The sequence below is a fragment of the Streptomyces silvisoli genome (assembly GCF_029269905.1).
In the GTDB taxonomy this organism is placed as follows: domain Bacteria; phylum Actinomycetota; class Actinomycetes; order Streptomycetales; family Streptomycetaceae; genus Streptantibioticus_A; species Streptantibioticus_A silvisoli_A.
In genome coordinates this window covers 1-15,374 of sequence record NZ_JARJBC010000002.1, presented here as the reverse complement: position 1 = coordinate 15,374, position 15,374 = coordinate 1, and the positions used below count along the sequence as shown (strand labels likewise).

Annotated in this window: 14 protein-coding genes; 2 read left to right on the top strand and 12 right to left on the bottom strand. The window is 71.0% G+C overall.

The window, feature by feature from the left end; genetic code table 11:
- Positions 1-103: 103 nt before the first annotated feature.
- From P3G67_RS03035 to P3G67_RS02980, 12 genes are all read right to left on the bottom strand, one after another.
- Positions 104-622 carry an SCO2584 family spore wall biosynthesis protein gene (locus P3G67_RS03035; RefSeq protein WP_269854024.1) on the bottom strand — a complete coding sequence of 173 codons (519 nt, stop codon included), beginning with the start codon at positions 620-622 and terminating at the stop codon, positions 104-106.
- A gap of 91 nt (positions 623-713) precedes the next feature.
- Complete coding sequence (locus tag P3G67_RS03030) at positions 714-2,006, bottom strand: glutamate-5-semialdehyde dehydrogenase (protein ID WP_276092074.1); 1,293 nt, start codon at positions 2,004-2,006, stop codon at positions 714-716.
- Positions 2,007-2,066: 60 nt separating this feature from the next.
- A complete protein-coding gene (locus tag P3G67_RS03025; RefSeq protein WP_269854022.1) occupies positions 2,067-2,537 on the bottom strand; it encodes a hypothetical protein in 471 nt (156 codons plus the stop codon).
- A 237-nt stretch (positions 2,538-2,774) separates the two neighbouring features.
- Positions 2,775-3,872 (bottom strand): glutamate 5-kinase, encoded by a 1,098-nt coding sequence (gene proB / locus P3G67_RS03020; RefSeq protein ID WP_276092414.1) that lies wholly within the window; start codon positions 3,870-3,872, stop codon positions 2,775-2,777.
- 136 nt (positions 3,873-4,008) lie between these two features.
- The gene (gene obgE, locus P3G67_RS03015) at positions 4,009-5,442 is read right to left on the bottom strand and encodes a GTPase ObgE (protein ID WP_276092073.1); all 1,434 of its coding nucleotides are present in this window, start codon (positions 5,440-5,442) and stop codon (positions 4,009-4,011) included.
- Positions 5,443-5,559: 117 nt separating this feature from the next.
- Positions 5,560-5,814 carry a 50S ribosomal protein L27 gene (gene rpmA, locus P3G67_RS03010; RefSeq protein WP_269854019.1) on the bottom strand — a complete coding sequence of 85 codons (255 nt, stop codon included), beginning with the start codon at positions 5,812-5,814 and terminating at the stop codon, positions 5,560-5,562.
- 14 nt (positions 5,815-5,828) lie between these two features.
- On the bottom strand, positions 5,829-6,149 hold the full coding sequence (rplU, locus tag P3G67_RS03005; protein ID WP_255928715.1) for a 50S ribosomal protein L21: 321 nt from the start codon (positions 6,147-6,149) through the stop codon (positions 5,829-5,831).
- Between the two features lie 283 nt (positions 6,150-6,432).
- Positions 6,433-9,927 (bottom strand): Rne/Rng family ribonuclease, encoded by a 3,495-nt coding sequence (locus P3G67_RS03000; protein WP_276092072.1) that lies wholly within the window; start codon positions 9,925-9,927, stop codon positions 6,433-6,435.
- 255 nt (positions 9,928-10,182) lie between these two features.
- Entirely contained in the window at positions 10,183-11,007 is an 825-nt protein-coding gene (locus P3G67_RS02995) for a TIGR03936 family radical SAM-associated protein (RefSeq protein ID WP_276092071.1), read from the bottom strand.
- A gap of 113 nt (positions 11,008-11,120) precedes the next feature.
- A complete protein-coding gene (locus P3G67_RS02990; RefSeq protein ID WP_276092070.1) occupies positions 11,121-11,552 on the bottom strand; it encodes a VapC toxin family PIN domain ribonuclease in 432 nt (143 codons plus the stop codon).
- On the bottom strand, positions 11,522-11,809 hold the full coding sequence (locus tag P3G67_RS02985) for a type II toxin-antitoxin system VapB family antitoxin (protein WP_391858178.1): 288 nt from the start codon (positions 11,807-11,809) through the stop codon (positions 11,522-11,524). The genes P3G67_RS02990 and P3G67_RS02985 overlap by 31 nt, the downstream gene beginning before the upstream one ends.
- Positions 11,810-11,936: 127 nt before the next feature.
- Positions 11,937-13,304 (bottom strand): hypothetical protein, encoded by a 1,368-nt coding sequence (locus P3G67_RS02980; protein ID WP_276092069.1) that lies wholly within the window; start codon positions 13,302-13,304, stop codon positions 11,937-11,939.
- Positions 13,305-14,064: 760 nt separating this feature from the next.
- Between P3G67_RS02980 and P3G67_RS02975 the strand changes: the two genes are divergently transcribed.
- Positions 14,065-14,286, top strand: a complete 222-nt coding sequence (locus P3G67_RS02975; protein WP_276092068.1) for a hypothetical protein — start codon at positions 14,065-14,067, stop codon at positions 14,284-14,286.
- Positions 14,286-15,263, top strand: a complete 978-nt coding sequence (tgmB, locus tag P3G67_RS02970; RefSeq protein ID WP_276092067.1) for an ATP-grasp ribosomal peptide maturase — start codon at positions 14,286-14,288, stop codon at positions 15,261-15,263. The genes P3G67_RS02975 and tgmB overlap by 1 nt, the downstream gene beginning before the upstream one ends.
- Positions 15,264-15,374 lie beyond the last annotated feature (111 nt).

Below are 15,374 nucleotides of genomic sequence, written 5' to 3'. Positions count from 1 at the left end.
AGAGTAGGTCGGCCGTGCCGCAGGTGAACGCCCCGGTACGAGACAAGTTTTGAGTGGCCGTCACCGGCACGTCCCGGGCGCTCCTCGCGCCGCCCCGGCTCGCTCAGGGCGGCCCGGCGGGCGACGCCGCCCGGACCTGTGGCGGCGCGGTGTCCACCCGGCCGGTGGCGGGCACGGGCGCGGGCTGCCGACCGCCGCCACCGGCGCCCCGGTAGACGGCCACGAAGGTCAGGGCGATCACCCCGATGCCCATCACAAGGGCCAGCACCCAGGCGACGGTGCGCTGCCAGCGGGTGTGGCCGCGGTAGGCGTGCCGGTGCGGGTGGCCGTAGCGGTCGAGGGCGTCGTCGGTGTCGTCCGCGAAGCTGCGGTAGCGGTAGGCGCCGTAGCGCGGCGTCTCGTCGTCGAGGACGTCGTCCTCCACCCCGCCGATCCTGGCGCGTGCGGCGTCCGCCTCCGTCCAGGCCTGTGCGGCGGCCAACAGCCGCTCGTGCGCGGTGGGTTCATGGAGCGTCGCCGCCCGTACGAAGGCCTCGTCGAACACCACGGATGCGAACTCGTCGTCCGCGCCGCCGTGGTCCTCACCGTCCGGGAACGGCTTGCCGCCCACATCCTCAGACACCCGTCCAGAGTAATCCCGGGAAGGCCGGGTTGGGCAGTCGGAAGCCGAATTCGACCGTGGCGGCCGCCACTTCGCGCCAGCGGGCGGACGGTCAGCGGATGTGACCGTCGCCGGTCACCACGTACTTGGTGGAGGTCAGCTCGGGCAGGCCCATCGGTCCGCGGGCGTGCAACTTCTGGGTGGAGATGCCGATTTCGGCGCCGAAGCCGAACTGGCCGCCGTCGGTGAACCGGGTCGAGGCGTTGACCATCACGGCGGTGGAGTCCACCAGCGCCACGAAGCGGCGGGCGGCGGACTGGTCGCGGGTGACGATGGCCTCGGTGTGTCCCGAGGACCACCGGCGGATGTGCGCCACGGCGGCGTCCAGGTCGGGCACCACGGCGGCGGCGATGTCGTACGACAGGTACTCGGTCGCCCAGTCCTCCTCGGTGGCCGCCAGCACGGCGTCGGAGGCCCGCTGCCAGCGCTCGTCGCCGTGTACGGTCACCCCGGCCTCGGCGAGCGCGGCCAGCGCCCGGGGCAGGAACGCGTCGGCGACGGCGGCGTGCACCAGCACCGTCTCCGCGGCGTTGCACACGCTCGGCCGCGACGCCTTGGCGTTGACCAGGATCTTCACGGCCATGTCGAGATCGGCGTGCTCGTCCACGTACACATGGCAGTTGCCGACCCCGGTCTCGATCACCGGCACCGTGGACTCCTCCACGACCGTCCTGATCAGCGAGGCGCCACCGCGCGGGATGAGCACGTCCACCAGACCGCGGGCGCGCATCAGCTCCTTGACCGAGTCACGGCTCTCGCCGGGCACCAACTGCACCGCGTCCGCGGGCAGTCCGGCCGCCTGCACCGCGTCCCTCAGCACCGCGACCAGCGCGGTGTTGGAGGCGTACGCGGACGAGGACCCGCGCAGCAGTACCGCGTTGCCGGACTTCAGGCAGAGCACGGCGGCGTCCACGGTGACGTTCGGCCGGGCCTCGTAGATGATGCCGACCACACCGAGCGGGACCCGGACCTGGCGCAGCTCAAGGCCGTTGGGCAGCGTGGAGCCGCGCAGCACCTCACCGACCGGGTCGGGCAGCGCCACCACCTTGGTCACGTCCGCGGCGATGGCCTCGATCCGCTCCGGGGTGAGGGTGAGCCGGTCGATGAGCGCCTCGCTGCTGCCGCCCGCCCGTCGCCCGCCACCGGCCGCCGCCATTTCGCGGCGGGCCTTGTCGATGTCCTCCGCGTTGGCCGCGACGATCTCCCCGGTACGGGCGCGCAGCGCGTCGGCGATCGCGAGCAGCGCGCCGTCGCGTACGGACCGCGGCAGCGGTGCGAGCACGGCGGCGGCCGCCTTCGCACGGCGGGCGGTGTCAAGTACGGGCGAGGTCGCGCTACTGGTCATGGGGGAAGCCTACTGACCTGCGGCGGCATGCCGGACCGTGATTCCACATGCCGGACCGGATCAGTACGGGTGCACCCCGACCGGGGTGGCGGGCGGCGGCCCATAGCCTTCGGCCACGCGCTGGTGGTACGTCTCGCGGTCGATGACCTCAAGACCGACGATCTCCCAGGGCGGCAACTTGGCGGTGGCGCGGTGCTCGCCCCACAGCCGCAGCGCGATGGCCGCCGCGTCATGCAGGTCGCGCGCCTCCTCCCAGTAGCGGATCTCCGCGTGGGTGGTGGCGTAGCGGCTGGTCAGCAGGAAGGGGTGATCGTGGGCGAGTTGCTCCAGCGCCCGTCTGACCTCCGTGAGTGGCGCCTCGTCCCCCGAGACGCTGAGCGTGACATGCCACAGACGGGAGGCGTCGCGCTCCCGGCTGTGCGATTCCGGCGCCGGATCCTGTCCTGGACGGTCCGTCTGTATGCCGTCGACGCTGGTCAGGGTCCGTTCCGCCGTTCCTCGGGGCAGCGCCCCCGGGCGCCCTCGTCTCACCGGCGGCCTCCTGTATGCGTTCTCCGCCTTGGGGTCAGCGGATTGTGGTGCGGGGTCTGGCGATCCTGCCTGGCATGCTCTGCTGGGCTTGCGTGTGATTCGGACGTTCTTGTTTGGAGTTTCCTGTGTGGAAACGGCCCCCCGCATCAAAGTTGACCAGTCCCGGGCCGACCGCGGGGCGTTTTTCCCCAAGAAGCCCTCGGATCGTCGACCCGCCTGCCAGCCTTCACACGGCCTTCACCGCAGCACGACCAGGTCGTCGCGGTGCACCACCTCGCGCTCGTACGCCGGACCGAGTTCCGCGGCCAGCTCCCGGGTGGACCGGCCGAGCAGCCTCGGCAGCTCCTTGGCGTCGAAGTTGACCAGACCGCGGGCGACCGCCCGACCGGTCTCGTCGACCAGGTCCACCGGGTCACCCGCGGAGAAGTGCCCCTCAACCCCGGTCAGCCCGGCGGGCAGCAGCGATGTGCGCCGCTCCACCACCGCCTTGACCGCTCCGGCGTCCAGCCGCAACGCGCCGCGCGGGGCGGAAGCATGCGCCAGCCACAGCAGCCGGTCCGCGGAACGCTTGCCGGTGCGGTGGAACAGGGTGCCGGTCGGCCGCCCGGCCAGCGCGTCCGCGGCGTGCGTCGCCGAGGTGAGCACCACCGGCACACCCGCCGCCGCGGCGATACCGGCCGCCTCCACCTTGGTCACCATGCCGCCGGTGCCCACACCGGCCTTGCCCGCGCTGCCGATCGACACCCCGTCGAGGTCCCGCGGACCGGCCACCTCCGCGATCCGCTGGGCGCCCGGGGAGCGCGGATCGCCGTCGTACAGCCCGTCCACGTCGGAGAGCAGCACCAGCAGGTCGGCGCGGACCAGGTGGGCGACGAGCGCGGCCAGCCGGTCGTTGTCGCCGAACCTGATCTCGTCGGTGGCCACCGTGTCGTTCTCGTTGACGATCGGCAGGGCGCCCATGGCGAGCAGCTTGTCCAGCGTGCGGTAGGCGTTGCGGTAGTGCGCCCGGCGGCTGACGTCATCGGCGGTCAGCAGCACCTGCCCGACCCGGATCCCGTACCGCGCGAACGACGCGGTGTAGCGGGCGACCAGCAGCCCCTGGCCCACGCTGGCGGCGGCCTGTTGACGGGCCAGGTCGCGAGGGCGCCTGGCCAGACCCAGCGGGGCGAGCCCGGCGGCGATCGCGCCCGAGGAGACCAGCACGATCTCCCTGCTGTCCCGGCACTTCGCCAGCACGTCCACCAACGCGTCCACCCGGTCGGCGTCCAGGCCGCCCGCGGCGGTGGTCAGCGAGGACGAACCGACCTTGACGACGACCCTGCGGGCCGCCGTCACATCGCCTCTCAGACCCGCGTCCTGCTGCCGTACCACCGCGTGTACCCCACAACTTCCTGCTGGTCCCGTTCCGCCGAGCGCAATGTACGGGACTCGGCGGACCGTTCGCCTCCGAGTATCGAACCGCGGAACGACGTCAGAACGGATTGAACTCGTCGTACTCGCGCTCCGCCTCGTCGCGTTCGGCGTCGCGGTCCTTGCGCCGCTGGGCGGCCGGGCGCGGGGCGTCGAAGCGGTGGTCCTCGCCGCGGCGGCCCAGCATCTCGGCACCGGCGGCCAGCGAGGGCTCCCAGTCGAAGACGACCGCGTCCTCCTCCGGGCCGATCACCACCTGGTCGCCCGCGCGGGCGCCGACCTTCACCAACTCCTCTTCCACACCGAGGCGGTTGAGCCGGTCGGCGAGGTAGCCGACGGCCTCGTCGTTGTTGAAGTCGGTCTGCCGGACCCAGCGTTCCGGCTTCTCGCCGCGCACCCGGTAGAAGCCGTCCTCGACGGTGACGGTGAAGCCCGCGTCGTCCACGGCCTGCGGGCGGATGACGATCCGGGTCGCCTCCTGCACCGGCCTGGCGGCCCGCGCCCTGGCGACGATGTCCGCCAGCGCGAAGGACAGTTCCCGCAGCCCGTGCCGGGAGACCGCCGACACCTCGAAGACCTGGTAGCCGCGGGCCTCCAGGTCGGGACGGATCAGATCGGCGAGGTCCTGGCCGTCCGGGATGTCCACCTTGTTGAGCACCACGATCCGCGGCCGGTCCCCGAGACCGCCGTACTCCGCCAGTTCGGCTTCGATCGCATCGAGGTCGGTGACCGGGTCGCGGTGCGATTCGAGCGTCGCGGTGTCCAGTACGTGCACCAGCACCGAACAGCGCTCGACATGGCGCAGGAACTCCAGACCGAGGCCCTTGCCCTGGCTGGCACCCGGGATCAGCCCGGGCACGTCGGCGATGGTGTAGACCGTCGAACCGGCCGTCACCACACCGAGGTTGGGCACCAGCGTGGTGAACGGATAGTCGGCGATCTTCGGCTTGGCCGCGGAGAGCACCGAGATCAGCGACGACTTGCCCGCGCTCGGGTAGCCGACCAGCGCCACGTCCGCGACCGTCTTCAGTTCGAGCACGATGTCGTGCGCCTGGCCGGGCTCGCCGAGCAGCGCGAAACCGGGGGCCTTGCGGCGCGCGGAGGCCAGCGCGGCGTTGCCCAGGCCGCCGCGACCGCCCTGGGCGGCGATGAACGAGGTGCCCTGGCCCACCAGGTCGGCCAGTACGTTGCCCTTGGCGTCCAGTACGACCGTGCCGTCCGGGACCGGCAGGACCAGGTCCTGGCCGTCCGCGCCGGAGCGGTTGCCGCCTTCGCCGGGCTTGCCGTTGGTGGCCTTGCGGTGCGGGGAGTGGTGGTAGTCGATCAGCGTGGTGATGCCGGTGTCGACCACCAGGATCACATCGCCGCCGCGACCGCCGTTGCCGCCGTCCGGGCCGCCCAGCGGCTTGAACTTCTCCCGGTGCACGGAGGCGCAGCCGTGGCCTCCGTTACCCGCGGCGACATGCAGTTCGACGCGGTCCACGAAGGTGGTCATGGTCTGGGCCTCCTAGGGATTTCTATCGGTTTGCCAAACACATCGAGGGCGGACCTGCCTCCCGGTGCGGGAAGCGAGGTCCGCCCTCGGTGTGTCGCGTTACGGCAGCTGGTTGTTTCAGCTGGCCGGAACGATGTTCACAACCTTGCGACCACGGCTGGTGCCGAACTCGACCGCACCGGCGGTGAGGGCGAACAGCGTGTCGTCGCCACCGCGGCCAACGCCGTTGCCCGGGTGGAAGTGAGTGCCGCGCTGGCGGACCAGGATCTCACCGGCGTTGACGACCTGACCGCCGAAGCGCTTCACGCCGAGCCGCTGAGCGTTGGAGTCGCGACCGTTCCGGGTGGACGATGCGCCCTTCTTGTGTGCCATCTCTCCTCAGTCCCTTACTTCGCAGCCGTGGGGATGCCGGTGATCTTCACTGCCGTGTACTGCTGGCGGTGGCCCTGGCGCCGGCGGTAACCGGTCTTGTTCTTGTACCGCAGGATGTCGATCTTGGCACCCTTGTGGTGGTCCACGACCTCGGCCTGGACCTTCACGCCCGCCAGCACCCACGGGTCGCTGGTGACGGAGTCGCCATCGACAACGAGCAGGGTCGAGAGCTCGACCGTGTCGCCAACCTTGGCGGTGGAAATCTTGTCAACCTCGACGATGTCACCGACAGCAACCTTGTGCTGGCGGCCACCGCTACGCACGACTGCGTACAACGCGGATCTCACTCTCTCGCTCGAAATGGCACTCCCGATGCCAGCCCGCACGAGGTTCGCTGTGTGAGCCTCTCCCGACAGGAGCGGGAGGGATTTGCTCAGGAGTGGGCGCAGAAACGCCGAAGGTCAAGGTTACGGGGCGCCTTCGGCGGGGTCAAACCGGGGGGGTTCCCGCCCACCCCGTCCCCTACGTCACCGCCCCCGTCCGGGCGGACCCGGCGGGGGCGGTGACGGCGAAAAGGTGGGCGGGCGGGCGGGAAGACCCACCCGCCCGACCGCGGGCTTACGACTCGTCCGCCGGGGCGGCGGCCGCCTTCTTGGCCACGGCCTTCTTGGTCGTGGTCTTCTTGGCGGCGGCCTTCTTGGTCGTCGTCTTCTTCGCGGCAGCGGTCTTCTTGGCCGCCGCCTTCTTCGCGGGAGCCTTCTTGACCGCCGTCTTGCGAGCCGCCCGCTTCTTGGGCGCGGGCTCGGGCTCCTCGGCGGCCTCCACGGCCTCCACCGGTGCCGCCGGGACGACCACCACAGCCGCCTCCGCCTCCGCCGCAGCGGGCGGCGGGCCGGCCGGAGCCGACGCCTTACGGGCGCGCCGACGCGGACGTACCGCCCCGGGCTCGGCCACCTCGGCGGCCGGTGCCGTCTCGACCGGGGCCGCCTCGGGCGCGGCCTCGGCCGGTGCCGCCGGGACGACGATGACCTCTGCGGCGGCTGCCTCCTCGGCGGCCTTGGGCGAGCCCGCGGGCGCGGTCGCCTTGCGGGAGCGGCGGCGCGGACGTACCGGCTCCGGCGCCGCCTCGGGCTCCGGCTCGGGCTCGGGCTCAGCCGCGACCGGGGCCGCCGGTACGACGACCTCCGCCTCGGCCTGCTTCGGCGCGCCCGCCGGAGCGCTCGCGGCCCTGGTCGCCCGCCGGCGGCCGCGCGGAGCGGCGGCCTTCGCCGCGGCCTCCGCCTCGGCCGGGCTGCCGAACCACTCCTCGTCGCCGCCGATGGCGGGCACCAGCTCGCGCTCGGTGACCTCGACGGGCTCGACCACCTCAGCGGCCTCCAGCGCCTCCGCGGCTTCGGCCACCGTGGCCGCCTCCACCGCCTCGGGCTGCGCTGCCGCACGGCCCTTCTTCTTGCGCTTGCCGCCGCCACCGGGCGTGGTGGCCTGCTCCATGTGGACGATGACACCGCGGCCGTTGCAGTGCACACAGGTCTCGGAGAAGGACTCCAGCAGACCCTGACCCACCCGCTTGCGGGTCATCTGGATCAGTCCCAGCGAGGTGACCTCGGCGACCTGGTGCTTGGTGCGGTCCCGGCCCAGGCACTCCAGCAGCCGCCGCATGACCAGGTCGCGGTTGGACTCCAGCACCATGTCGATGAAGTCGATCACGATGATGCCGCCGAGGTCGCGCAGCCGCAGCTGGCGCACGATCTCCTCGGCCGCCTCCAGGTTGTTCCTGGTGACCGTCTCCTCCAGGTTGCCGCCCTGGCCGGTGAACTTGCCGGTGTTGACGTCGATGACGACCATCGCCTCCGTCCGGTCGATCACCAGCGAACCACCGGACGGCAGCCAGACCTTGCGGTCCAGCGCCTTCAGCAGCTGCTCGTCGATCCGGTAGGTGGCGAAGGCGTCGACCTCGGAGGTCCACTTCTGCAGCCGGTCCACCAGGTCGGGCGCGACGTGCGAGACATATCCGTGGATGGTCTCCCATGCGTTGTCGCCGCTGATGATGACCTTGGAGAAGTCCTCGTTGAAGATGTCGCGCACGACCCGGACGGTCATGTCCGGCTCGCCGTACAGCAGCGTCGGGGCGTTGCCGTTCTTCGCCTTCTTCTGGATCTCCTCCCACTGCGCCTGCAGCCGCTCGACGTCGCGGCGCAGTTCCTCCTCGCTCGCGCCCTCGGCGGCGGTGCGCACGATGACGCCCGCGTCCTCGGGGACGATCTTCTTGAGGATCTGCTTCAGCCGCGCCCGCTCGGTGTCCGGGAGCTTGCGGCTGATGCCGGTCATCGAGCCCTCGGGCACGTAGACCAGGTAGCGGCCGGGCAGCGAGACCTGGCTGGTCAGCCGGGCGCCCTTGTGGCCGATCGGGTCCTTGGTGACCTGGACCAGCACGGACTGGCCGGACTTCAGCGCGGACTCGATGCGGCGCGGACCGCCCGCCAGACCCAGCGCCTCGAAGTTGACCTCGCCCGCGTACAGCACGGCGTTGCGGCCCTTGCCGATGTCGACGAACGCGGCCTCCATCGACGGCAGCACGTTCTGGACCTTGCCCAGGTAGACGTTGCCGACGTAGGAGGTGGCCTGCTCCTTGTTGACGAAGTGCTCGACCAGCACGCCGTCCTCAAGGACGCCGATCTGGGTGCGCTCGCCGCTCTCACGGACCACCATCACCCGCTCGACCGCCTCGCGGCGCGCCAGGAACTCGGCCTCGGTGATGATCGGCACCCGGCGACGGCCCTGCTCACGGCCCTCGCGACGGCGCTGCTTCTTCGCCTCCAGACGGGTCGAGCCCTTGATGGACTGGACCTCGTCGGACGGCTCCTCCTTCTTCTTGCGCGGCTCGCGGATCTTGACGACGGTACGCACACCGTCCTCGTCGGCCGGGGCCTCCGCCTCACCGGCCGCCTCACCGCTGCGGCGGCGCCGACGGCGGCGGCGACGGCTGGTGCTGCTGCCGTACTCGGCCTCCTCGTCCTCGGCCTCCTCCGGCTCCTGCTCGGCCTGCGGCTGGGCGGCCTCGGTCTCGGCCTCCTCCTCGCCGTCCGCCTCGGCCTCGGCCGCGTCGCCACGACGGCGGCGACGGCCGCCACGGCGGCGGCGACGGGACGGGCGCTCGCCGGTCTCGTCCTCGTGCTCGGCCTCCGGTTCCGCCTCCTCGGCGGCCTCCTCAGCGGCGGTCGGCTCCTCGGCGGGAGCGGTCACCGGCGCCTCCTCGGCGGCGACCCGGCGACGGCGGCGACGGCGCGAACCGCCCTCCTCCTCGTCCTCGGCGGCCGCACTGGCGGCCTCGGCCGCGGTGAAGACCGGCGGCTGGAAGACGGCCGTGGGCGGCCGGACGGCGCGGCGACGGCCGCGTACCGGCTCCTCGGACACGTCCTCCTCGGGCGCCATGGACGCCACCGGCTCGGTCGTGTCGCTGTCCGCGGCGGCGAACGAGGGCGGCCCGGCCTCCGCGGTGGCCTTACGGGTGCGACGGCGGGTGCGCTGCGGGGCCACGTCGGGCTCCGCGGCGGCCTCGATGGGCGCCTGCTCCGGCTCGGCCTCCTCCTTGGGAGCGAGGGAGCCGGGCTTCAGCCGACGGGAGTCGTCGCCGGGCTCCGCGGCGGCGCGCTTGCGAGTGCGGCGGGCGCGCTGCGGGGCCTCCTCGGCCGCGGCTTCCTCGGTGGCGGCGGGCGCCTCCGGGGCGGCGGCCTTACGGGTGGCGCGACGCCGCGGGGTGCGGGCGGGCGCCTCCTCGGCCTCTGCGGCGGGCGCCTCAGGAGCTTCCTCGGCGGCCTTCGGCGGGCCCGCGGGCGCGGTGGCCTTACGGGTGGCGCGACGCCGGGTGGCGGTCGTACGCGCCGGTGGGGCCTCTGCCGACTCGGTGGCGGCTGGCGCCTCCGGGGCGGCGGGCTTCTCGGAAGTGGTCTGTGTGTCCTCGGCGGACGCGGCAGCCGGTGGACCGGCCGGGCGCGAAGCGGCCCTACGCCGACGGCGGGGCGCCGCCGGGGTCTGGGATTCGGCGCTCACGCCGGAATCACTGCCGTTCGGCGCCTCGGGCGCCGCGTTGCCGGGCTCGGGGGTATCGAGCATGCGGGCGTTTCTCCCGTCACGCTCCCGGGCGCCGCGCTCTGGTTCCGGCCGCGGCCGCTGTTTCACGGCTGCGCGGCCCGGGGCACGGGCGCCACACGGGAGCTGTTGTCTCACTCGCCGGGCCCGTCCTGATGGCCGAGACCGGCGAAAGTCTCCTGGTCAGCGCGTCGCCGGACGCTAAGAACGACCCCTGCCCGCCCGGTGACGGGCGGCGAGGCGACTCCCTGGCGCATCGGCGATGCGTCAACGACGGTCCTACGCGGGACCGCCCGGCACTGTCGCAACGGACTGCCCGGCGGCCGTGTTGAGTACGGCCGAGGCGGCGTCGCGGTCTGGCGCGAACGGATCGGTCACCGTGCCGGTCTTCTCGTCAAGCGGCCCCTGCGCCAGCCTGGTCACCGCTGCGGGGACCGGCGGCGCGAGGTCGGCCGTCGAACGGAGGCCGGACAGGACGTCGTCGGGTCGTACGGCAGGTGTCAGATGCCGAACAACCAGCCGCAGTATCGCACAGCTACCACGTCCCGGCCTATCGGCACTCTGCTCTACGGATGTCAGCGCGTCCGCCGTGTCCTGCGGCGACGCGTCCGGCGGTACCACCGTCAGCTCCGTCACCGCGGCACGCGCGTCGAAGGTCCGCACACCGTTCTTCGTGGTACGCCGGACCTCGACCGCCTCCGCGGCGAGGAACGCGTCCACCGCGCGCTGCGCCTCGGCGGGCTCCACGCCCTCCAGCCGCAGCTGCCACACCGAGGCCTCCAGCCGGTCGGCGAGGCCGGAGGTGTGCGCCTCCACCGCGTCGATCACATCAAGGCCGGGCGGCAGCGACTCGTCGAGCAGCACCCGCAGCTTCTCGGGGTCACGCGGTGCGGTGAGAGCGATCTCCAGGTACTCGGCTTCGCTGGCCACACCGGTGGGTGCGGCGTTGGCGTAGCTGACCTTGGGGTGCGGGGTGAACCCCGCCGAGTACGCCATGGGCACCTCGGCGCGGCGCAGCGCCCGCTCGAACGCGCGCTGGAAGTCGCGGTGGCTGGTGAACCGAAGGCGGCCCCGCTTGGTGTAGCGCAGTCGGATGCGCTGCACCGCGGGTGCGGGCGGAGGGCCTTCGGGCTGTCGCTTGCCCAGTGTCGTTCAGTCCTTCATGAGAGCGGTCATACCTCTCCCAAGGTTACGCGGCCGGGGTGGCTGGGCGGGACTCAGCCCAGGGACCCGGGCTCGGCGAGCCAGCGGGTCTTCAGCTCGGTGTGCTGGGCGATGGTCTCGAAGCCCCGGTCGTAGTGCAGCAGCGTGAGGCGGTGGTCGAGCGCGGTGACCGCGACCAGCAGCCCGGCCACCCCAGCGGACCGGTGGCAGCCCGCCCGAACCAGGTTCCGCTGCAGCGCCCTGGCCCGCGTCCACGCCTCCTCCGTCACCCCGTACCGGCCGTACAACGACGCGAACCCGTCGGCGAGCCGGTCGTACTCGTCCGCTGAGCGGGCCGAACGCAGCAGCTGGACGCGCGTCGCCTCGCACATCCCGACGCGGCCCTGCCTGAGCACCGGCGCCCACTTCTCCAGTGCCGCCGCCCGGTGGACCCGGGCAGCCGCCGACGCGTCGATCAGGAAGCGATCGGCTCCGTCTGCGAGCACCGCACCTCCCCCAGGGCCTTGTCGAACACGCCGTCCTCCGCCATCTCGACCAGGTCCCGCAGCGCCTCTTCGCGCCGGACCCGCGCCGCCACCTCGTGGAGCGCCGCGTTGACCGTGTCCTTCTTGGTCTTCGTGCCGAGCGCCCGGGCCGCGAGAGCCAACGCCTCTTCGTCGATGTCGATCACGGTCTTGGCCACCCGCACCACCACCTCCCTCTCGACACCCAGGGTATCGATCCCGTCACAGTGCAGAATCATTTCCGCTGATCGGACCATCATCTACGTCAAGCACTTATTCGTATAAGTTGGAGCCACGAAAGAGCCCGACCGTGGCTGATGCATGGTCGGGCTGGTCTAACTCTGCCGAGCGACGCGGCCGGAAGCGTCAGGCGGCGAGAGCGTCTCGCAGAAGATCACGCCCCCGCGCATCTTGAGGGAGCGCTCGATAGAGCGCCAGCGCGCGCTCACGCGTCAACCCTGTGCGGTACCCGGCCGGAAGCGTGCCGTATGCCTGCGCTGCTGTGTGCGCCGCTTCCTCGATCTCCCCGTCGTGCACCAGACAGGACGCCCGGTCAATCGCCAGGAGCGCGCGGGTCATCAGCGACGGCGACCGAGATAACGACAGGGCCTCGGCCTGGACCGCGTACGCACGGCTGGTGTCGCCCAGCAAGGTGAGCGCCTGGGACATGTGCACCAAATGCTTCTGCCTGGGGTAGCCAGTCCAGGTGTCCGCAGCCTGCTGAGGGCTGATCTGGCCCATCAACCGTTCAGCATCCGCTACGGCAGCGAGCGCCTGTTCCCGGTCGCCCTGAGCAGCGTAGGCACGGGCAGCAACTGCGGCGGCGAGAGCGGCAGGGGCCGACGGGTCCTCTCCGGCCTCATACCGAGCGCGCTGCGCGAGGTCCGCCGCGCGTCCAGGCGCACCGTAGTTCAGTGGCACCATCGCATGGCGCCCCAGCACCCACGCGCCTAGGCGACCATCGCCAGACTCCCCGGCCGCACGCGCCGCTGTGGCGAACCACCCTTGCGCGTCTCGGTGTTCGCCGACATCGTGCATCACGATCGCTAGCGAGCCAGCGAGCTGCCCGCCCACGTGCGCAAGCCGACGTCGTGCATGTGCGGTCTGCGGACGATCCAGCAGCGTGACCACATTCGTGCAGTCATCCGCGAGGGCGCCGAGCACCGCGTGAGGGTCCTGGCCGTGGTACCCGTAGCTGTACCGCTCGGCCTGGCCCTCCAAATATTCGAGGTCAGCGTGATCGGTGTTGGCGAACGCAGCGTCAAGACGCTGTCGGGCAGCCGTGAGCGTAGGCAGACCGGGGGCAGCTACCCCGGCAGCAAGAGCACCACGCAAGAGGTCGCGGCGCTTCATCGGGTCATCACCATCGTGTGCATTGGCGCGCTCCGTGACGATGGAAGGGGCGAACTGCTCCCAGGGTCGCGCACTTAAGCCCAATAGGTCACCCGGAAGACGTAGGCCGTCCGCCACACGCTCAATGACATCGATAGCGCGGATCTCCCCGTCACCGCGGGCCAACCTCCCGACGCGTTCCGCAGGGATTCCACAGGCGGTGCTGATCTTGTTGTAGGAGACCCCAAACCGATGCGCGATAGCGAAGAGGGCGCCGATATCGCGCCGAGCAGCGGCGGCAATCACCTCCGGATCAGTGCGCAGCGGGTCCGGTAGCGCAGCCGGTGACGGCGGTAAGTCCATCCTCAACCCCCAGAAGGTTGACGGCGATTCAGTGACCATACCCCCACCGTGTGTACACGCGCAGGGGGTACAGCGTGGGGTTACTGGCCTTCCCTCCACAGGCGTTCACTGCGTCGTGGCAGCGCCTCACACATCCAGACCTGTTCTGACGCTGCAAGCCGTATACCGCCGCTGCCCGCAACCAGCGCCCGAACGGTGCGGACGGCGGAACCCCCGATGGAGGAGCAATGACCAGCGAGCGCCCGACTTGGGTACGAGAAGGAGCCCGCGCTTACGACCCCGGAAAGGACCGCGAGGGCATCATCCAGTTCATCGGCGATCCCGCGACCGGTGCCCCGAGCGCTAAGTGTTTCCTGCGCCCAGAGGGCGGAGGCGAAGAGTGGACAGCTGACGCAGCGACGCTTCGACCGACGGACGCACAGTGAACGGGCGCCACCGGTTACCCGCTGCCGACGGTCGATTAGCCACCCTGGCGTGGATCGCTGCCCAGGTCGTGACTCTCGGAGTGCTCGTCAGCGCATGCCGCGCCCAACTCCCGCCGCAGCAGCCCGATTCCCCGCCACCAATGGCTGTCCCCGACCGGACGCCGCCAGACAGCGGCGAACACTGATTTTGGCCTATGCGGTGGCCACGACCCACGGCCTCACGGCCCGCTACTCACCCACCGTTCGGCCTGCCACAGTGGCCTTTCCAACGGAGCGGCGTTACATCCCGTCCGCTTACCGCGAGGTCGCGTAGCCCCCAAGTTCCCCGCCGTGCAACCGCCGACGGGGTTGGAAGCACACGCCATGGAGGATCGATGACCACCGCCACGATTCCGTTCGCTGCCCGTGCCGCCGCACCGCCTTGCCTAGTCACCACGTCCGTCAAGGGGGTCACCTGGGACGAGGATCGTCAGCTCAATGTGCAGGCGGACGGTACGCCCTGGCACACCGCCGACCATGCCGCATCGACCACAGACACCAACAAGGACGGCCAGGGCGACGACGTAGCCGACCCGTACTTCGCACCGGCATCCTGATGGGTGCCGCCCGACCTGTGCTCGTCGTCGCTGAACGACTCGACGCCTCTGCTGACATGGTTGTGGACCAACTCAATCAGCGGAACGTGCCCGTGATGCGCTTCGATTCAGCCGACTTCCCGCAGAAGATCACCCTGACCGCTGGCCACCGGCCGACTGTCGCTGGGTGGGAAGGAAAGCTGGACGACGGACACCGATCGGTGCGGCTGGAGGACGTCCGGGCCGTCTACTACAGGCGGCCCGGACGCCCTGTCATTGCCGACACCGTGAAAGAGCCGTACTCGACCTGGGCGCAGAACCAGGCGGATGCCGCGATGCTGAACCTGCTGTCCGCGCTCCCCGTCCGCTGGATCAACAACCCGCACTACGACCGCATTGCCGCGCACAAACCACAACAGCTTGTCGCTGCCACCCGCGTGGGTTTGAGGGTGCCACGCAGCATCGTCACCAACGATCCCGATGCCGCTCGCGCCTTCGCCAAGCAGGTGGACGGACCGCTGATCTGTAAGCCAGTCCTCGGTGGGCGCCTGAACACGGGCAAGGACCGGCAAATGATGGTGGCGACTCATCGAATCGACCCGGCTGACTTTGACGACAGCATTCGACTGACCGCGCACTATCTACAGGAAGCCATCCCGAAGAAGTACGAAGTCCGCCTGGTGGCCGTGGACGGCAACATGTTCGCGGGGACCCTGCTCGGCACCTCCGAGAAGGCACGTACGGACTGGCGCACGGACTACGAGGCAATCGAGTACGGCACGACCACCGCGCCCGAAGCGGTGGCAACGGCCGTGCGGCGCTTCATGGCTTCCTACGGAATTGTGTTCGGTTCATTCGACTTCGCCGTGACTCCAGACGACGACTGGGTGTTCTTCGAGAACAACCCGGCTGGCACCTGGTCGTGGGTCGAGAACCGCACCGGGCTGCCCATCGCCGCCGCACACGCTGACTACCTGCAAGGGACTTCCCAATCGTGATGTCAAGCCGCAGTCGTGACGGGAGGTGAACCTTGGTAGCACTGGCCGTCACGGATCATCGCCCACAGAACGTTGAGGCGTCGGCGGGCGAGGGCCAGCAGTGCCTGCTTG